The sequence below is a fragment of the Corallibacter vietnamensis genome (genome assembly GCF_039537875.1).
Taxonomy (GTDB): Bacteria; Bacteroidota; Bacteroidia; order Flavobacteriales; family Flavobacteriaceae; genus Corallibacter; species Corallibacter vietnamensis.
Genome location: NZ_BAABBI010000003.1, coordinates 92375 through 112872 on the forward strand (window position 1 = coordinate 92375; position 20498 = coordinate 112872).

General features: G+C 33.9%; 11 protein-coding genes. 6 read left to right on the top strand and 5 right to left on the bottom strand.

Translation table 11 applies throughout. The features are described from left to right. Nucleotides 1–44: 44 nt before the first annotated feature. From ABD690_RS10925 to ABD690_RS10935, 3 genes are all read right to left on the bottom strand, one after another. Nucleotides 45–1808, bottom strand: coding sequence for a hypothetical protein (locus ABD690_RS10925; protein ID WP_344730486.1), 1764 nt, complete (start codon nt 1806–1808; stop codon nt 45–47). A gap of 13 nt (nt 1809–1821) precedes the next feature. Then, nucleotides 1822–3552, bottom strand: coding sequence for a DUF4209 domain-containing protein (locus tag ABD690_RS10930; RefSeq protein ID WP_344730488.1), 1731 nt, complete (start codon nt 3550–3552; stop codon nt 1822–1824). A 197-nt stretch (nt 3553–3749) separates the two neighbouring features. Beyond that, entirely contained in the window at nt 3750–4607 is an 858-nt protein-coding gene (locus ABD690_RS10935) for a hypothetical protein (protein ID WP_344730490.1), read from the bottom strand. Nucleotides 4608–4804: 197 nt separating this feature from the next. Between ABD690_RS10935 and ABD690_RS10940 the strand changes: the two genes are divergently transcribed. From ABD690_RS10940 to ABD690_RS10965, 6 genes are all read left to right on the top strand, one after another. Beyond that, entirely contained in the window at nt 4805–5485 is a 681-nt protein-coding gene (locus ABD690_RS10940) for a TetR/AcrR family transcriptional regulator (RefSeq protein WP_344730492.1), read from the top strand. Then, nucleotides 5475–7133 (top strand): peptidase domain-containing ABC transporter, encoded by a 1659-nt coding sequence (locus ABD690_RS10945; protein WP_344730494.1) that lies wholly within the window; start codon nt 5475–5477, stop codon nt 7131–7133. Before ABD690_RS10940 ends, ABD690_RS10945 begins: the two co-directional genes overlap by 11 nt. A gap of 10 nt (nt 7134–7143) precedes the next feature. Then, nucleotides 7144–8487, top strand: a complete 1344-nt coding sequence (locus tag ABD690_RS10950) for an HlyD family secretion protein (protein ID WP_344730496.1) — start codon at nt 7144–7146, stop codon at nt 8485–8487. 23 nt (nt 8488–8510) lie between these two features. Further along, the gene (locus ABD690_RS10955) at nt 8511–9902 is read left to right on the top strand and encodes a TolC family protein (protein WP_344730499.1); all 1392 of its coding nucleotides are present in this window, start codon (nt 8511–8513) and stop codon (nt 9900–9902) included. A gap of 218 nt (nt 9903–10120) precedes the next feature. Then, nucleotides 10121–13963, top strand: a complete 3843-nt coding sequence (locus ABD690_RS10960; protein ID WP_344730501.1) for a T9SS type A sorting domain-containing protein — start codon at nt 10121–10123, stop codon at nt 13961–13963. A gap of 487 nt (nt 13964–14450) precedes the next feature. Next, nucleotides 14451–14855, top strand: a complete 405-nt coding sequence (locus ABD690_RS10965) for a hypothetical protein (RefSeq protein WP_344730503.1) — start codon at nt 14451–14453, stop codon at nt 14853–14855. A gap of 63 nt (nt 14856–14918) precedes the next feature. On the opposite strand, the gene ABD690_RS10970 is transcribed toward ABD690_RS10965, so the two are convergent. Both ABD690_RS10970 and ABD690_RS10975 read right to left on the bottom strand, forming a co-directional pair. Then, the gene (locus tag ABD690_RS10970) at nt 14919–16100 is read right to left on the bottom strand and encodes an efflux RND transporter periplasmic adaptor subunit (protein ID WP_344730505.1); all 1182 of its coding nucleotides are present in this window, start codon (nt 16098–16100) and stop codon (nt 14919–14921) included. Between the two features lie 4 nt (nt 16101–16104). After that, nucleotides 16105–20442, bottom strand: coding sequence for a CusA/CzcA family heavy metal efflux RND transporter (locus tag ABD690_RS10975; protein WP_344730507.1), 4338 nt, complete (start codon nt 20440–20442; stop codon nt 16105–16107). Nucleotides 20443–20498: the final 56 nt, after the last annotated feature.

A 20498-nucleotide genomic window follows, 5' to 3' on the forward strand; every position in this document is an offset into this window, starting at 1 on the left:
TTTGTATAATATAAAACAGTTTTAAGTACTAAAATAATTATGATTTATTCTTTTTCAAATGCCCATTTATAATCTTTAAGTCTTAATGGAAATAACTTATCGGGTATAATTTTTTCATTAATTAAGCTATGAATAGTTAGTAAACTTTTATATTTATTTTTACCAATCTTACCTTGTATAGATGTTTTGCTATATAATGAATCAAGAATCTTGAAAAAATCTACATCATCATCATTTATGGATTGCTCTAACTCTTGAAATTCTTCTATATTAATTATAACAAGTGGCCAAATAATATGATTTATAGATTTTAGATTAATATCTTCTTTAATTAACATTCTTTCAAATTGTTGTCGCAATGGTAAATTAAAAAGACCACTAGATAATATAGGTTCATTTACAAGTATTATAGGATATAAATGTACTTTACGATTTAAATTCAATCCCTCATCATTAATATGATGCTTATAAGTATGGAAGTTCTTTATTGTATCTACCATTTGAGTTAATCCAAAGCTTTTATAAAACTTTTCCAAATCTAATGCTTTAAATTCTTCAACACTCGTAACACTTTTATATCCATCAGCCATATTGATAAAATTGCTTTTCACCTCAATACAAGCAATTTTTTGTTTCTGACGAATATATACATCTGCTATTTCTATTTCTGATTTAGAAGGGAGAGTGATTTTTAACTCATCCAACATTTTAACTGTATAGTTTTGTTTGTTTTTAAAAGTATTGGAGATAATATCTACCACAAGTGGTTCAAAAAATTTTGAACCAATAAAATCTCCCCAATCTTTTCGATTTAATCCTGAATGAGTCTTTAAATAATCAAACCAAAAATCGTTGATAAAAAATGTATCTATTTTTTCTAATAAAAAAGCCATATCTAAAACTGCAAAACCAGTGAATTTATCTGAATTTAAAGGTTCCCATGAAAATATAGGGTTCTTTTTAACAGATAAAAAATCTAACGTTTTAACATCATTATGGTTTACAATATTTAAAGGGGTATTAGCACTGAAACCTTTAATTATTTTGATAACAGCTTTTTGTTTATTATCTATTTTTAAATGATAAATTTTCAAATTTTCATCATACATTTTTAAAAATGAATAAATAAAGACTCTAAAAAATTTTTCTATATCATCAAGACCATACTTTATTTTAAAATAATTCATTAAATGACTTTTTATAGAATTATCTTTCATTAAGCATTTAAAAAAAACTATCGATTTATAAAGTTTGGTTAAAGTATTTATTGGAATAGAATATTGATTAAATGGAATTTGATTAAATGCAAAAAATTCAAAGAAATTAAATTCTTGTTGATTAATAACTTTTTCATCTGGTGCTTCATTTGAAAATTTTAAAATTCTTTCATTACAGATGAGTAAGTAATCAAGTATACCAAACCTTTCTACTTGAAGATATTGTCTTTTATCAACTTTTAAAAAACTATCTGATTGTAGAATTTCATTCAATGCATAAAGACATGTACCCCTTGTAAAAAGAATATATTCCTCTGGTAAATTAATTAGACGTTCTGCATACTTCTGAAATATTCTAACATAATTTAACGGAGCATTTTTTTCATCATGTAATATGATGGCTTTAAGACACTCTATTTGTATTTCTTTGGTAGTATTAATATTACGATAACCTTGTGGTTGCAAAAGCGTGTTTATTTTTGCAATGGTTAATATAATCTCATTTTTCGGGAGATGCGCCAATAAACCGAGTGGGTTCTCTGGGATTGGCTTATTATAATAATTCGAATATTTTAAAATTATTCCAATCAATATATTTTAAATTTTATTTATTTTTTATTCTTCTTAATGTACCAATAATCAATAAAGTGTGTAATACTCGCTCACTTGTACTTCTACTTGATGCATCAGGATCACTTAATCCATGACATATTTTATTTCTTAAATTCCAGCCTCTAGGATCTGTATACATAGCTCTAAAATATATTTGGATATCTTTTCCTAAAGTATATTTTACAATATCATCAAGTAATAGTTTATTAAAAGTTTTTAGCTGGAATGCATCCATAGAAGATGGTTCTAAAACAACTCCATTATTCTGTTCTATTAAGTTTCTTATTGAAGTTTCAATTTGTGGAATCAGTAGATGTTCACAAATGATAAAGTCATCATCAAAGTATGCTTGAACACCTTTACGAATGACATTAATTCTACTTTCAGATAGAATTACAGAATCTTTTATGAAATTTATAAAATCATCAACAGTATAGTTAAGTTCGTTTATTAATCGATAAAATATCTTATTTGAATAAATGGAATAATATTGAAAATCTTCAGAAATATAATGGAGTATGTTTCCTATTAAATCTTCTTCAAGTGTGCCAATGTTTGCAATCTCTCTTCCAGTTTCGTCTATGATACTTTTACCAAAAAAGTTACTTAATATATGCTCTTTAGCAGACTCTTTTAAACACTGTGTCACATGGTCTATTTGTGGAGTGAAAAAATGAATCAATCTATGAAAAACTTCATTTTTTGTTCCTGTAGTTATTGGAATAACTATTTTATCTATTTCTTCTTTAGTTATTTGAATTTCTGAAGTTGTCAATTGCATCTCATCCAATATTTTAGCACCAATATTTTTAATTTCAATTAATAATTCATCAGATTCATTTTTCATTCCATATTCGGAATACAACTTTTGTAAATTTTTAAGAGCACCTTGATACTGAAGAATTAATGCATATTCTTTTTTGTTTTTTATAACGTCTCCATGTATACGCAAAACTCTATGAGCATCATTAAGTTTATTCTTTTTTCTATAATATTGGGCAAGTCTTTTTATAACACATTCCGAAGCCCAAGTGTTTAGCTCACTTTCTGAAGTTACATCAACTAAACGTTGTTCTAGTTTTTGTAGAATTGTTGATTTTTCAAGTTCAGATAATTGAATTTTAGGATTACTTATTAATATGTCAAAAGAAAACCCCCAAAGTCCAGGTTTATCATTTTCACCAATCTCATCTTCAAGTACAAGTATTGCTTCTTTACATTTATTTATTAACTCTTTATTATTTATAGAAATAGCAACTGAAATTGCTCTTTTAATTTTTCGTACTAGGTCTATTCCATTTTGTAACCTATCCTCTACAATTCTTATTAGTGATTCAATATATATTAATGCAATGTGATGAGAAGGCTTTCTAAATATAATTTTAGAAGTAAAATCCCATACTAATCCTGCATATCGAGCTTTTAAGACTGGATTAACTACTTGGCTTATTCTTTCTTCCCAATAATCAATTACATCTTTATTAACATCTTTAATTGATGGTATTTCAAACAATATTCCGTTTTCTTTAGGAAAACTAGCATATGGGCCAAAGTAAGTTCCCCAATCACTATTATTCAGATTGTTTTCCATGAATTGAAAACCAAGGATTTCCGCTTTTATTTTACTGCAATCATCAGCATTTGGGAAACTTTGAATTTTTTTTAAAATATTAGTTTCAAGATGATAATCATTTTCAAGTTCAATATAGATATCGTCTAACATATTTTTAATTAATTTCAAGAATTTTAATGGTAGAAAATTAACTATGGGGGAGTTTAAATTTACAAAACATTGTAGGAAGTATTGTGAGTGAAAACTACAAAATAAAATAAAGTTCTTAACATTTATAAACCATCTCACACATCACACTTCCCTCCTTCTTCGTCACATTAAAAGTGTTCCATAAACTTTCAAAACACTTAATCCGCTTCATTATTCTCTGGTTTATTGTTTGATGTGTTGAAGATGTTGTAGCCAAGCCCAACGCCAAACCAGGGTTTGCCTTGGTAAATCCAGTTTTCGCCTACTTTACCGGCAAGGCGATCCCAACCTGTAATGAGTGCTATTTGAAATTTGTCATACTCGCCTATTATGCCCATAAAGGGTGTTAGTGATGATGCGTTTGTTTTTGTGGTAATGACGCCATTGCGGACGGTGTTTTCGTCTATGCTTACGGCGCTTAGGTTGAGACCTGCCGAGGGAATGAGAAAGCCTTTTCCTGATTTGTCTAGACGGATGCGTAGCCCTATGGATAGGCCTATGTTGATATCGCCTGTAAAATCTGACGGACGTAGTTTGTTGCCATTGCTATCTTTTTTACTGCCTGCTGGCCTGATTTTGATAGGTACGGTGATGGCTCCTGTTACGAAGCTATATTTTGGGTTGTTTTGAACGTACTTTTTTGTGAAGTTTTCAAAGTCTTGTTTTGTGATGTGGTACAAGTTTATGGTTTCTTGTGCGACTTGTTGTGTATTGCCTTTGCTATCAAGCATTGCTACTGTGTTTACGGTTGCATAGATGGTTTGGTTGTTTGGGTTGTTGTTGTTTTCCCATTTGAGGAACTTAATGACATAGCCTGTATTGTCTGGTTGGTCTACAACAAAGCGCCACCCTTTTTGTGCTATTATGGTTGTACTGCTAGGAGCTGGTGGATTTGCATTGAGATTGTATTGCTTAAGACTCATGGTGCGTGTGAGGTAATACACTGCATCATTGTTGTTTTGTGCAAACGTGCTTATGTAAAGGAATGCGATTGCGTAGGGTATAAACTTTTTCATTGTGGTTGGTTTTTGGTGCGATAATTAGACAGGTAAAAATTAGGTGGTTTTATGGTGTGATGCCATACCTAATGTTGGGTAGTTTTTGGATTGCAGGATTATGTAGGAGTTACCAATGTTAAACTTTGGTTAATATCAGTATGCAGAGGTTCGTGCTAATAGTATTACTATTATTTTTGCGTGGAATATATTTGATTATGGAAAATTTACTTTTAAATATAAAAATAGATGTCCCTGCAGGTTGCTATTTAAAGCACCCAGAATCGTCAGCATTGGGAAAAAAAATATTGACTCACAGTATTATTCTTATAAATGAGATAGGATTTGAGAACTTTAATTTTAAAAAGTTAGGCGCCCTAATACACTCAAACGAGAGTTCAATATACCGCTATTTTGAAAGTAAGCACAAGCTTCTTATTTACCTAACTTCGTGGTATTGGGGCTGGATAGAGTACCAAATGGTGATAGAGACTCATAGCCTTACTAATGATGAGGACAAGCTAAAGAAGGCGATTGATGTTCTAACGCGAGAAACGAAAGAGGTTGCTATATACAGCCATATAAATAAGGTATTATTGACGAATATTATAATAAACGAAAATTCGAAATCTTACCTTACGAAGGATGTAGATGCGGCGAATAAAGAAGGTGTTTTTATGCCTTATAAGCGTGTTATAAAACGACTGTCTGGTATGATAACAGCTTATTGCCCTAGTTATGAATATTCGTTAAGTTTGGCAAGTACCGTAGTACAAGGCGCATTGCACCAACAGTTTGTAAAGGCACATTTTAAAACGATAACAAACTTTGACAAGACGCACACACTCTCACATTTTTTTACAGATATTATTATAAAAACCTTACAAGATGGCAAATAACTCTTTAACCCCATGGCAACGTTTTTTAGGTTTGCTAGAGCTAGAGAAGAAGGATATTTTTCAAATAGCGTATTATGCCATTTTTGAAGGCCTTGTAGCTTTGTCGTTACCTTTGGGTATACAGATTATTATCAATTTGTTGCAGGGCGCACAAGTATCAGCATCTTGGGTTGTTCTGATTATTTTGGTAACCGTAGGAGTGGCGTTTTCAGGGCTATTGAAGTTGATGCAGTTGCGTATTATAGAAACGATACAGCAGCGAATATTTACAAGAGCCTCTCTAGAGTTAAGCTATAGATTTCCTAAAATAAAGATGAAGGATTTAAGGAACTATTATTTGCCAGAGCTAGCCAATAGGTTTTTTGATACGATTACGATACAAAAGGAATTATCTAAGATATTGATAGATGTGCCTTCTGCCCTATTACAAATTGTATTTGCGCTGATATTGCTATCATTTTACCATCCGTTTTTTATAGTGTTTGGTATGCTACTTATTTTGCTGGTGTATATTGTTTTTAAGTATACCGCACGAAAAGGTTTGGAAACCAGTCTAGAAGAGTCTAAGTATAAGTACAAGGTTGCGCACTGGCTACAGGAGGTATCTAGAGCCGTAACAAGCTTTAAGCTATCAGGAAATACCAGTCTAGCCATGCAAAAGAGTGATGATTTGGTAGATGATTATTTAAAATCTCGTGAAAGCCATTTTAGAATTCTGGTAATACAGTTTATACAAATGATAGGCTTTAAGGTGCTTGTAACGGCAGGTTTATTGCTTATAGGAGGTGTTTTGGTACTAGATCAGCGTATGAATATTGGGCAGTTTGTAGCCGCAGAGATTATTATTATCTTGGTAATAAACTCGGTAGAAAAGCTTATTTTAGGATTAGGCTCGTTTTATGATGTACTAACCAGTATAGAAAAATTAGGTCAAGTCATAGATAAGCCAATAGAGTCACAAACGGGGGAAGTTGTGCATAGTGGAAGTTCACTGCGTATAGTGCTAAAGGACGTAAACTACGAAGTAAAAGAGCGCAACACCCCGATACTAAAAGCTATAAACTTGGCGATAGAATCACAGGACAAGATACTAGTAAAAGGAGAAAGTGGCGCAGGGAAGTCAAGTTTACTACACCTAATAACCGGTGTTATACTGCCAACCTCGGGCTATATTTATGTAAACGATTTATCAATTGAGAGTTTGCATATAAACAAATATAGAGCGCAGTTGGGATTATCGTTATCAACCGAAACCCCTTTTGAAGGTACCATACGCGAGAACGTGACCTTTGGCAATAAGGACATAAGTGATGACGCGATATATGAAGTATTTAAGCACATAGGACTTACGGAGTTTTTGCAGCAACAACCCAAAGGTTTAAATACGATATTAAAACCCGAAGGAAAGCAAATGGCTTATACCATAGCCAAGAAAATAGTATTGGCTCGTGCTATAGTTAAGAAGCCCAAGGTGTTGATACTAGAAGACCCATTGGATCAGTTTAAGAAAAATGAGGCAAAGCAAATTATAGATTTCTTAATAGATGAACGTCATGCATGGAGTATGGTTGTAGTAAGTAATAATGACTATTGGGACTTGAAATGCAACAAACACATTGTATTAAATAAAGGAGAAATCGTACACTAAAACAACGTTTATGCTAAACATATCAAAAAATAGTGTTTCAGAATATATAGATTTAAGTAAGTTTAAATCAGGTAAAGAAATTTTTAATAAAGCATACCATAAGCGATTTAAAAGTTTTTTATTGGTGTTTTCGGTAATTATGCTCATCATATTATTTTTACCATGGACACAAAACATAACAAGCTCTGGTAGTGTAACCACGCTAAAACCTAACCAGCGACCACAAACCTTACAGTCTCAAATACCAGGACGTATTGAGCAGTGGTTTGTACAAGAAGGTGATTTTGTGAAGGCAGGAGATACCATTTTACGTATTTCGGAAGTAAAGAGTGATTACTTTGATGTAGAGCTAGCCCAACGAACCAATGTACAGCTAGATGCAAAATCATCATCAGTAAGTGCCTATAAGAATAAGATACAAGCCTTGAACAACCAAATAAGTGCGTTGTATAATGAGCGTAGGCTAAAGCTAGAACAAGCAAAAAACAAGCTAAAACAGGCGCACCTAAAAGTAAAAACCGATAGTATAGACCTTGAGGCCCTAAAAATAAAGGCAGATATAGCCAACACCCAATACAACAGAACGGTAGATTTACAAGCCGAAGGCTTGAAAGCAGTAAAAGATGTAGAAGACTCAAGGAATAAATTGCAAGAAGCAAGCGCGAAGCTTGTATCAGCAGAAAACAAGTTTTTGGTAGCCAAAAACGAGGTTATAAATAGTGAGTTGGCCATATCTACCCTACAAGCTACGTATGCCGATAAGATATCAAAAGCACAAAGTGATTTATATGCCACACAATCTAGCGCATATGATACCGAAGTACAAGTATCAAAACTAGAAACCGATTTGGCTAACTATACCAAACGTAGCAGCTTACTGTATGTAACAGCGCCCCAAGATGGTTTTATAAATAAAGCTATAAAGTCTGGAATAGGAGAAACCTTTAAAGAAGGCGAGCAATTGGTGAGCATCATGCCCTCTAATTATGAGTTGGCCGTAGAGATGTATGTAAAACCTATAGATTTACCTTTGATACATGTAGGAGAAGATGTGCGTGTACAGTTTGACGGTTGGCCAGCTATAGTATTTAGCGGATGGCCCAATGTATCATACGGAACCTATGCAGCAAAAATAGTAGCGATAGAAAACTTTATAAGTCCTAACGGTAAGTATCGTGTGTTGCTATCACCCAATGAAGAAGCGGCGAAATGGCCAGAAGCCATACGTGTAGGATCAGGCGCAAAAACGATTGCTTTGCTAGATAATGTTCCTATATGGTTTGAGATATGGAGGCAAATAAACAGCTTCCCTCCTAACTTTTATCAACCAAAAGTAGCACCAACAAAAAAGTAACAACCGCACACAGGCATCATTTTATGAAACAAGCATTTAGCTATATATTACTATTATTCTTTATAAGTGGGTTTTCACAAGATATAACCCATACCATATCTCTAGAAGAATATTTGGGGTATGTAAAAAAATACCACCCTATAGTCAAGCAAACGCACTTAATAACAAGCGAAGGCGAAGCAAAACTATTGAAGTCTCGTGGTGCATTTGACCCGAAAATAGCTGTTGATTATAACAGAAAAAAGTTTGATGATAGTAAATACTACAACAAGCTAAATACGGTTTTTAAGATACCAACATGGTATGGCGTTGAGCTAAAAGCCACCTATGAAAACAATGATGGCAAGTACTTAAACCCTGAACTAAACACTCCTGACGATGGTTTGTATAGCGCAGGCGTATCGGTATCATTAGCCAAAGGGTTGTTTATGAACGAACGCATGGCAACATTAAAACAAGCAAAACTGTTTACACAACAAGCCCAAGCCGAGCAACAGTTGGTTGTAAATGACATTATTTACAATGCGTTATCCTCTTACTTTAATTGGTTAAAAAACTATCAGTCTCTAAAAACCTATGAAGCGTTTACCGAAAATGCTGAAACCCGACTAGAGATTGTAAAGAAAAGTTACTTTGCAGGCGACAAACCCGCTATAGATACGCTTGAGGCAGGTATCAATTTGAAAAACAGATTGGTAGATTTAGAAAAAGCTAAAATAGGTTATATAAAATCTAAACTAGCGCTATCAAATTATTTATGGATAGAAAACAATATTCCGTTAGAGCTTGAAGACGCTGTTGTACCAGATTTGAATACCATATATGTTGTAGATCAGGTTTTAAATAGTTCGATTTTAAATGAAGAAGCGATAGATATAACGAATCACCCTAAAATAAGAGCATTACAAGTAAAAAGAGATATACTGACTATTGATAAGAAATTGAAAACAAACAATTTACTGCCAACAATAGATTTGCAATATAATTTTTTAACAACAGATTTTGATCCTTTGAGTTCGTTAAACACAGCCAACTATAAAAGTGGCTTGCAGGTTAACTTTCCGTTGTTTTTAAGAAAAGAACGTGGGGATTTGAAATTGGCAAAAATAAAGCTACAAGATGTCACTTTAGATTTAGTAGCCACAGAGGTTTCGTTGAAAAATAAAATACAATCAAACATACAAGAAATAACCTCTTACACCAATCAACACACCATATTACTAGACCTAGTAGAAGACTCAAAAAAGCTTGTACAGGGCGAAGACAGAAAGTTTGACATAGGAGAAGGCTCTCTGTTTTTGGTAAACTACCGAGAAGTTAAGCTTATAGAAAGTCAGCTAAAACGTATAGATGCAGAATATCAATTACTGAATAGCAAGACACGATTATTAAGGACTTTAAGTAGTTTGTACTAACACGATTTAAGTAGCACAACTACCCTATTATATAAAGAAACAACGTACCAAAGCTTGATTGCGATAATCAAGCTTTTTTTATGCGCACTTAACTTTCATAACACACAAGAAACTTTATTTTAACGATAACGCCATTAAATTAACCCAGTCATAATATTATGTTTCTAGTAGATTAATACTGTAAGATTACTTTCACGTTTTAATCTTAACTAAACATTATGAAGAAAAAAATTACACTTTTAAGTGCCCTATTTTTAACCTACCTAATAAGCTACTCTCAAGTATCGCTACAGATTACCGAAATCTGGCCAGGCAATGGCGAAGGCGATAATTTAACTGCCGATTGGTTTGAAATAACCAACACAGGCAGCGTAGCTTGGACACCCGCTATGGGAGATTTATATTTTGATGATGAATCTCAAGACCCATTAGATGCTGCATTGATAAGCGGTATAACCAGTATACAACCCGGAGAAGCTGTGATAGCTATAGATGACAATGATACTGCCGAGTTTGTTGCCGTTTGGGGAAGTTATTACGACTTAACTCATGTACAAATAGGTACATATAGTGGCGCTGGATTAGGCGGCGGTGGCGATGCTGTAACACTATTTATGAGCCTAGGCGCACCAACCGATGCTAGTAGCATTATAGATGCAGAAGCCTATCCAGATACCGATGCTAACCCTGGGCAATCTTATGATGTAACCAATGCCGCATTTAGTGTTATTGGTTCAATGCCATTTCAGCCTGTAGCAACTGCTGTAAACGATATGAATGAATCGGCAGTAGGATCGCCAGGGAATCAAGGACCAGCAATACCTAATTTACAAATCACAGAGATTTGGCCAGGTAATGGCGAAGGCGATAATTTAACTGCCGATTGGTTTGAAATAACAAATTTAGGTCCTGGTGTATGGACGCCATCTATGGGAGATTTATATTTTGATGATGAATCTCAAGACCCGTTAGATGCTGCATTGATAAGCGGTATAACCAGTATACAACCCGGAGAAGCTGTGATAGCTATAGATGACAATGATACTGCCGAGTTTGTTGCCGTTTGGGGAAGTTATTACGACTTAACTCAAGTACAAATAGGTACATATAGTGGCGCTGGATTAGGCGGCGGTGGCGATGCTGTAACACTATTTATGAGTATAGGCGCACCAACCGATGCTAGTAGTATTGTAGATGTAGAAGCCTATCCAGATACCGATGCTAACCCAGGACAATCTTATGATGTAACCAATGCTGCATTTAGCGTTATTGGTTCAATGCCATTTCAGCCTGTAGCAACTGCTGTAAACGATATGAATGAATCGGCAGTAGGATCGCCAGGAAACCAAGGCCCTTTAGCGCCTTCAACATTACTTATTACAGTTGATGTTGCTAATTTGACATCTTACCTAAACTTGCCAGAAGATAATGCCGGTTATGTAAGTGGAGTTGTGAATGACCCAACAGATCCAGCAAGTACCATAGGGATTCCTTTTCAAGTATCAGATGCCGAAACACCGTTAGCAGATTTAGTAGTAACCGCAACAAGTAGTGACGAAGCAATAGTACCTAATGCCAACCTTGTTTTGACAGGAACTAATGGTGATAGAACATTAACAATAACACCTATTGCAACAGGCTTTACAACCATTTCAGTAGTTGTAGAAGATGCCGATATGAATACAGCAAGTTATACTATAAGCTATGCAGCATCCGATGCATCAGTAACACCAAGTAGTAGTTGGTTTCATACAGGAGCTTCAGACGGTTCAACCGGAATCGCTATAGAAGACAACTATATTTGGATTGGAGATGATGAAGATCAAACATTACGTTTATATAACGGCGAACATTCAGGATTACCAATTAAAGAACTAGATTTTAATGGCGCTTTAGGTAGTACAGAAGAAGCCGATTTAGAAGGTTCATTTAGAGTAGGAAATACAATTTATTGGATAGGATCAACATCAGAAACCGATAGGTCAGTGATATTTTCAACACAAATATCAGGTTCAGGAGCCGCTTCTACCCTAACCTACAATGATAAATATACAAGTTTATATGCCGACTTAATTGCATGGGACACAAACAACGTACACGGTTTAGGTGCCAACTATTTTGGATTAAGCACCGCTATAGAAATAGAAGCATTAGCACTAGCTCCAAATAGTTCAACAACAGCATATTTAGGATTGCGCAGTACTACATCTCAAAATAAAGCAGTAGTCATACCCGTAACAAACTTTACAAGCTTACCGGGAATGGCATCAGGATCAGCAAATTTTGATACACCTATACTTATTGATTTAAAAGGACGTAGCTTACGTAGTATGGAATGTAATGATAATGGATGTATATTAATAGGCGGTCCATTTGGAACACAAACGGATTTTAAACTTTATACATGGACTGGAGAAGCCGCAGATGCCCCAGAGCTTCGAGCAGCAGATTTAACAGCACTAAACACGCATGGTTCATTTGAAGGATTAGTAGCGTTACCAAACTCGACTTTTATGGGAGCAGATGGCGACACAGATACCGTAAAGCTTCTTGTAGATTTAGGAGCAACAGTGATTTATAATGACGGAACAGAAAATAAAGACCAGCGTGCAACGTGGAAAAAGTTTAGAAGTGACCTAGTTACATTAGGCGCTGTTACAGAACCGCTTATAAAAACTCCGGTAATTAATGAATTTGTTGTTGACCATTCAGGAACAGATACCGCAGAATTTATAGAAATATATGGTGATCCATACACAGACTATTCGGCATATACCCTAGTAGAAATAGAAGGAGACAGCAGTTCTCCGGGCTTGATTGATGATGGCGTATTTACTTTAGGAACAACCGATGAAAACGGATTTTGGACTACACCATTTCAATCTAACGTTATAGAAAATGGTACTATGACATTACTACTAGTAGAAGGTTACACAGGCATTGTAGGAGATGATATAGATACGAATGATGATGGTGTTATTGATATGCCATATTGGATCAATATAGTAGATGGTATAGCAAGTTCAGATGGTGATGAAAACGATCTTGTTTATGCATTAGATTTAACTCCTGATTTTGATGGCAGCACCTTTCAAGTAGGAGGTGCATCACGTATTCCTAACGGATTAGATACAGATAGCACTTCTGACTGGGTAAGAAATGACTATGATGGTGAAGGACTTTCAGGATTTGGATTTACAGGAACCCCAGAAGAAGGCGAAGCAATAAACACGCCAAATGCCTATAATACATTAGTTGGTCCGACACTGAATATTACAGAAATATGGCCAGGAAATGGTGATGGAGATAACCTAACAGCAGACTGGTTTGAGATAACCAATAACGGCCCGATAGCATGGACACCAGCATCAGGAGGTTTATACTTTGACGATGAGTCTCAAGATCCTGCATCGGCTGTACTAATAAGTGGTATTAGCTCTATAGCACCAGGAGAATCTGTTGTAGCTATTGATGCAGCAGACACCGCTAATTTTATAGCTGTTTGGGGTGGTGTTTATAATCTTACAGACGTACAAATAGGAACTTATGCCGGTGCTGGTTTATCAGGCGGAGGCGATATGGTAACGCTTTGGATAGGAGATCCTTTAACAGTAGGAACTATTGTAGATGCAGAAGCATATCCAGATACCGCTTTATATCCAGGACAATCATATGATGTTGAAAAAGGAGGTTTTAGTGTTGTAGATGAAGCGCCATATATGCCAGCAGCAACGGCAGGTAATGATATGGGAGAATCTGCAGTAGGATCACCAGGAAATCAAGGACAGTTATTAAGCGTAGTAGAATTCAACACGCGTATAAACACCTTGAAAGCTTACCCAATTCCTTTTGATGATGTATTATACATAGACGTTGATTTACAAACTACAAAAACCACAACGATTCAAATAGTTGATATATTAGGTTCTGTAGTTTATAATAATCAAATAGTTTTGTCAGGCGAGAAAACAGCGATAAAAAACCTGTCTAATTTATCATCAGGAGTTTATGTGTTACAAATACCTGAATTAAAAATTAGTAAGAAACTTGTGAAAAAGTAATCTATTACTTCCCCTTTTTTATAAAAAGCCAGTAACTTAATAATTACTGGCTTTTATTTTGATAAATTCATAAATCTCATCACTCTATTGAAAAAAAACAAATAATTTGCTTAAATTAATTGTTTGAATATGAATATATAATTCGAGTAAGCTACTAATGAACCAACCATTAAATTTTTTTAGAAATCTATTATTTATAGATGTTCTTTTTTATGTTTTGTTTATAATATCTATTATAATAAGCTATTTCTTTGAAAAAGGATATTTATCATATACTGTTACTTTAATTAATATTGCTATCGGGTATAAACATGTTTTAGTTTGTAAAAAGCACGATTTAAAAGTGAATAAAACGTTTTTGATAGCCTTACTTATTATATTGGTTTCAGACATATTATCATTTAACTATTTTACAGAATGCTATTTGGGTATTTTGATTTGTATTACCTTGTATTTTATACTTAACATTATTATAGTGAAACCTTATATGTCTAAATGGCAAGCCAATAAGATGTTTTCCGTTTCGGTATTGTTGTGTTTTTTGTTGTTAGGGTATTTAGTTTATGCCGTACTTGATTTGCTTATAGATTTTATACCAGAAGGACAATTGATTTTTACATTAACAACCACATTAAGTCTTTTAATTTACACACTTATTTTTGCACTTATTTATATAAATGATCAATACGATAGTGCTGTGTTGTTGTTAATATCAGGCGTTCTTAATTTTTTTCAAGTAGCCTTATCTCCTATTAATGAGTTTTTTCATTTTACAAATACATTTACCGCTCTAATTATCATTTGTCATATACTATCATTATATCTTTTTATGACGTTTATTAGTCATACAGATCCTATAAAAGATAGAAGTAAATCCACCAAATATGTGTAATACAAAAGCGCCACATTATTTTTGTGACGCTTTATATATAAAGTTATCTATGTATTACATGCTTTAATGCGTATGTTCTGCTTCAGATTTATTTTTTTCAGCTAATAAATAATAGGCGTTGTTTGTTGCAAATAATGTATTAGGTGCTATGGGTTCTAAAAAATTAATAGCCATCCAACCGTTGTTGGTTGTTCCTGTTGTCACGGGTATTTGGTTAAAATGCCACGATTCACCTTCTTGCGTGGCTTGAAATACATAAAAAGAATCCCCTTCTTTTACTAAAGCGCTTTCAGGTAAAGCCCATTGTTTTTTTGCTGATGTTTCTATTTGTCCTTGAATATACATTCCAGGAATTAAGTTTCCTGATTTATTTTCAATTTCAGCATGTACATGAACAGCTTTAGGACCATCTTCAAATGTTTTTCCTATAGAATAAATAGTGGCTTCAATATCTTTATCAGGTTGTGTTTGAATTTGAAAACGAACCGTTTGTCCTTTCTTTACCAAGGCCACATCTTTTTCAAAAACCATTAAATCTGCATGCACATGATGCGTATCAACAATTTCAAAAAGTTCTGTTTGCGGATCAACAAATTGTCCTGTTTTTACTTCTACTTTTTGAACATAGCCGTCAATTGGGCTTTTTAACGCTACTTTTTGATAGATAGTTCCTTTTTGAATGCCTTTCGCACTTAAATTAAGTAACTGTAATTGAGACTCTAAACCTGCCGCTAATGTTTTAGCACTTATGTACTTTGCTTCAGCTTCTTGAAAACTCATTCCAGAAGCAACGCCTTCATTGTAAAGTTTTTTCTGTCTTAAATAGTCTTTTTCTAAAAATACCATGTTATTATAAGCGCTTAAATATTGCGTTTGTATACTTATAATATCCGGATGAGATAAATAAGCAAGCACTTGGTTTTTACTAACCTTATCGCCCTCAATAACATTTATAGAAGCCACATTAGCACCTATGGTTGCTGTAACCGTTGCTTCATTTTGTGGAGGTACTTCAAGTTGTCCGTTTGCTTCAACATAACCACTCATTGTTTTTTCTGAAAGCGTATCTATAGTCATTTGTAAGGCATCAAATTGCTGTTTGGTAAGTTCAACACCTTCTGCATGGTCATCCTCATGAGCTTCACTTGATGTTTCTTTATTTTCTTGAACGCTTGTGGTTTGCTTACAAGAAACTATGCTAGATACGATAAGCAATGTGATGAATAAAATTTTATAATGTTTCATATGATTATTTTTTAAAATATTGAAGTTTGAATGTATAGATCATGTATTGCGTAAAAGCTTGTTGAGCTTCAACTTCGCTTTGCAGCGTGTCTTCCATTATTTGGGTAAATCCAGTATAATTTAAAGCACCTTCTTTGTAGGCTAGCAAAGCTCCTTTTCGTTGTTCTTTGGTATACGGCAATACACTTGTTTTATAGAATTCCCAAGCGTTTTTCCAAGTTGTGTATGCACGTTTTGTTTGCTGATACAATGCTTGTAACTCACGCTGTTTATATTGGGTTTTTATTTCGGCTATTTCTTTATTAACTCTAGCCGATTTTATTTTGGCTTTTTGAGTTCCTGATAGCAAAGGAATAGATATTCCTGCTTGGTAACTGTAAAAACCACTATTACCATTTACTTGTTGTAAACCACCTTGAAAGCTAAACTTTGGTAAATAGTTAGCTTTGGCAACCTTATAGCTTTCAAGCGCTTCCGCCTGTTGTGACTCGGCTAATACATATTCTGGATGCGCAAGCATATTGGTGTTTTCTAAATCTATCATAGGAATATCTATCGTAGATGCCGATGTAAATAAGTTGTCAGAACCAGAGCTTATCCAAAGATTAAACTTTTGAAGGTTTATAAGATAATCTGATTCATATTGTTGCTTCTTATTAGCTATTTGTAATGCTTGATTATTTGCTGCTAAATATTCTAGTCTTGAGATAGCCTCGACATCATAATTGAGTTTTACAGCAGTTTTAAAATGCGAATAAATACTATCAAGCTCTGTATATAAATTATACATTCTTTTAGAGCTGAATACGTTTACCCAAGCTTCTTTTACTTCTTTTTCTACTTGTAATTGCGAAAGTGAATACTTGTTTTCGGCGAGTTGTATACGTTTGCTTTGTAATTTTCTTTTGGGAGCTATTCCAAAAATATCAATATTAGATTGACCAAACCCTATAGTTGTATAAACAGCATTATTCTCATTTATCTCTTCGCCACTAGTAAAAATACTTGTTGTGCCTAAATCTACAACCGTGCTTTTTAATGCTTGTTGTTTTTTTACCTCTAATTGTTTTTGTTTTAATAATGGGTAATTTTTGTTTGCTAACGCTACCGCTTCATCAATAGATAATTCCTGTAATGGTTCTTGATTTGTTTGAGCAAAAACAGTGGTTACAGGCATGGCACAAAAAGCTATCAAAACAAGTAATGCGGTAGCTTTTTTAGGTAATTTAAAAGAAAGCGTTTTTGTTTCTGACCAATGATATAAAATAGGTAATACAAATAAAGTGAGTAATGTGGCTGTTAATAGTCCACCAATAACCACTGTAGCTAATGGACGTTGAACTTCAGCACCTGCACTAGTAGAAATTGCCATAGGCAAAAACCCTAAAATATCTGTAAAAGCAGTAAGCATGATAGGCCTTATACGTCTTTTAGTTCCTTGTATGATTCTATCATTTAAACTTGTAACGCCTTCAGCTTTGAGTTCATTTAAGCCGCTAATCATTACAAGACCATTTAGTACAGCAACACCAAAAAGCACTATAAAACCAACACCAGCAGAAATACTAAACGGCATATCTCTAAACCATAAAGCTATAATACCTCCAATAGTAGCCATAGGAATAGCCACATAAATGATAATAGTTTGCGATACTGATTTTAAAGCAAAATAAATGAGTATAAAGATTAACACTAATGCTAGAGGCACAACTACTTTTAAGCGTTCGCTAGCTCTTTCAAGGTTTTCAAAAGCACCACCATATTTTAAAAAGTAACCCGCAGGAAGCTTTAAATTTTCATTTAAAATCTCTTGAATGTCAGTAACAACAGATTTAACGTCTCTATCTCGAATATTAATCCCTACATAAGTACGTCTGTTGGTGTTATCACGACTTATTTGCATTGGTCCAGGTTGGTAGCTTATATCAGCAACTTCACGAAGCGGAATTTGTACACCAGACGGAATATTAATAAGTAACGATTTTACATCATTTATATCATTTCTATGCGTAGCCTCTAACCTTACTACAATATCAAATCGTTTTTCACCTTCAAATATTACACCTGCTTTACCTCCTGCAAATGCTGCCTGAACAGTATGGTTTAAATCATTTATTTTTAGTCCATATTGCGCTAATTTATTTCGGTTGTAATTTATAACAATTTGTGGTTGACCAACTGTAGCTTCTACTTTCATATCAGCAACACCATCAACATTTGCTATAAGTTTGCCTATTTCTTCAGCTTTTGCAGCAAGCATGTTTAAATCATCACCAAATAGCTTTATTGCTACATCTTCACGAACGCCTGTAAGTAATTCATTAAAGCGCATTTCTATAGGCTGTGTGAATTCAAAATTTACACCAGGAACAATACGTAAATCAGATTTTATTTTTTCAATTAATCCTTCTTTTGTACTTGCTGAAGTCCATTGTGAAATAGGTTTTAAAATAACAAAAATGTCGGCAATATCCATTGGCATAGGATCGGTTGGCACATCAGCAACTCCTATTCTACTAATGATTGTTTCAACTTCTGGGAAATTAGCTTTTACAATTTGTTCAATTTTTGTTGTGGTTTCTATAGTTTCTGTTAGTGAACTTCCTGGTTTTAAAATGGCATGAAACGCAATATCACCTTCGTCTAACTGTGGAATAAACTCACCACCCATTTTAGAGAAAACAAAAACTGATGTTGCAAAAAGTGCTAGAGCAACGATGACAACATATTTACCTTTTTTTAAGGTTTTAATTAATATGCCTTCATAAACGTTTTCAACACGATTTACTATACGATCACCAAAAGATAGTTTTTGTGTTTTTGGCGCCCTTAAAAACACCGTACATATCATAGGAACATAAGTAACACAAAGTATCATAGCACCAATCATGGCGAAAATGAACGTTAAAGCCATAGGCTGAAACATTTTACCTTCAACACCTTCTAAAGCCAATATTGGTATAAAAACTATCAGAATAATAAGCTGACCAAAAAAAGCAGCATTCATCATTTTTTTTGAAGCTGAAGCTGTTAGTTTATCTCTCGTTTTATTAGTGAGTTTCTTATCTTTAAGTATTTGTGTTGAAATTAGAAAGACCGTGCTTTCTACAATAATTACAGCACCATCTACTATAATACCAAAGTCTATAGCACCAAGGCTCATTAAGTTGGCCCAAACGCCAAAAACATTCATAAGAATAAACGCAAAAAGTAAGGATAACGGTATGGTAGATGCCACTATAAGTCCGCCTCGCCAATTTCCTAAAAGTAATACCAGCACAAAAATAACAATGAGACCACCTTCTAATAAATTAGATGTTACCGTTCCTGTTGTTTTATTAATCAAGAGGCTTCTGTCTAAAAATGGTTTGATGGTAACACCTTTAGGTAATGACTTTTGTATTTCTGAAATACGCGTTTTGACTTCGTTAATAACACGATCTGAATTAGCTCCTTTCAGCATTAAAACCATACCACCAACAGCTTCACCTTTTCCGTCTTTTGTTAAGGCGCCATATCTTACGGCTTGTCCTATTTTTACTTGAGCAATATCTTTTACTCTAATAGGGATATTGTTGATGTTTTTTATAACAATGTTATTAATATCGTCAGTGGTTTTTGCCAAACCATCACCTCTTATAAAATTAGCTTGATGATTTTTTTCTATATAAGCACCACCCGTATTTTCATTGTTATTTTCAATTGCTTTAAAAACTTCAGCAATGGTGACATTCATAGCTTGTAACCTGTTTGGTTTTATTGCTATTTCAAATTGCTTAATACTTCCGCCAAAGGCATTAACTTCAACAACACCAGGTACCATAGCCATTTGCCTACGAACAATCCAATCTTGTATTGAGCGTAGTTTTGTGGCATTGTATGTATCTCTGTAAGCATCATCAACTTCTAAAGTATATTGATAGATCTCACCAAGTCCTGTAGAAATTGGGCCCATGGTTGGTTTTCCAAAACCTTCTGGGATTTGCTCTTGTATTTCTGATAACTTTTCAGAAACTAATTGTCTTGGTAAATAAGCGCCAATATCATCTTTAAAAACTATTGTTACAACGGATAAGCCAAAACGAGAAATAGAACGAATTTCTAATACATCAGGTAGGTTGCTCATGGCTAATTCTACAGGGTATGTAACAAATTTTTCTATTTCTTCAGTTCCTAAATTTGGAGCTTGTGTAATAACCTGAACTTGGTTATTTGTTATATCTGGAACAGCATCTATAGGAACTTCTTTCATGCTCCATATTCCTGCTATTAAAATGGCTAGTGTAAACAAGCCAATAATAAATTTATTATTGATTGAAAAATCAATGATTTTATTAATCATAAGTAAATGGGTTTAAAAAATAAACATATAAGAAATACCCTTTTAAGATCTTAAAA